Source organism: Streptomyces sp. NPDC058291 (assembly GCF_042880855.1).
Classification (GTDB): Bacteria; Actinomycetota; Actinomycetes; order Streptomycetales; family Streptomycetaceae; genus Streptomyces.
Genome location: NZ_JBHVYK010000183.1, coordinates 1 through 1,048, shown reverse-complemented (window position 1 = coordinate 1,048; position 1,048 = coordinate 1). Strand labels below are relative to the sequence as shown.

General features: G+C 70.7%; 1 protein-coding gene. It reads left to right on the top strand.

Annotation, left to right across the window (positions count from 1 at the left end):
* The coding region (locus tag ACFVYK_RS37980) for a DUF58 domain-containing protein (protein ID WP_389781297.1) at positions 1 to 935 on the top strand (935 nt) is incomplete at its 5' end.
* Positions 936 to 1,048: the final 113 nt, after the last annotated feature.

Below are 1,048 nucleotides of genomic sequence, written 5' to 3'. Positions count from 1 at the left end.
GCCGAGGCGACCACCGAACCGACCGCGTCACGATCCGCTCCTACGGCCCCCTCGGCCTCCTCTCCCGCCAAGGCGCCCACCGAGTCCCCTGGACGGTGCGCGTCCTGCCGCCCTTCACCAGCCGCAAGCACCTCCCGTCGAAGCTGGCCCGCCTGCGCGAACTCGACGGCCGCACCAGCGCCCTGACCCGCGGCGAGGGCACGGAGTTCGACAGCCTGCGCGCCTACGTCCCCGGCGACGACACCCGCTCCATCGACTGGCGAGCCACCGCACGCCACTCAACGGTCGCCGTCCGCACATGGCGCCCCGAACGCGACCGGCACATCCTCCTGATCCTCGACACCGGCCGTACCTCCGCAGGCCGTGTCGACGACGCACCCCGCCTCGACGCCTCCATGGACGCGGCCCTCCTCCTCGCCGCCCTCGCCTCCCGCGCCGGCGACCGGGTCGACCTCCTCGCCTACGACCGCCGAGTACGTGCCCTGGTCCAGGGCCGCACAGCACGCGACGTCCTCCCGTCCCTCGTCGACGCCATGGCGACCCTCGAGCCCGAGCTGGTCGAGACGAACGCCCGTGGACTCGCCGCCGCCGCTCTGCGCACAGCCCGCCGACGTTCCCTCATCGTCCTGATGACGACACTCGACGCCGCCCCGGTCGAAGAAGGCCTGCTCCCCGTCCTCCCTCAGCTCACCCAGCGCCACACGGTCCTGGTGGCATCGGTCGCCGACCCACGCATCGCCCGCATGGCCGCTTCCCGCGGCAACGCAGACGCGGTCTACGAAGCCGCAGCAGCAGCCCAGGCGCAAACCGAACGTCACCGCACCGCCGAACAACTCCGCCGGCACGGCGTCACCGTGGTCGACGCGACCCCCGACGACCTCGCCCCCGCGCTCGCAGACGCATACCTGGCGCTGAAAGCAGCAGGCCGCCTATAAAAAATGGGCTCTCCGAAAAGAGAGCCCGATAGCCAAACAGAAGACGCCGCAATAACCGGGAACGCAGAAAACCCCCGCACCAAGAGGTGCGGGGGTTTCCCCTACAATTTGTT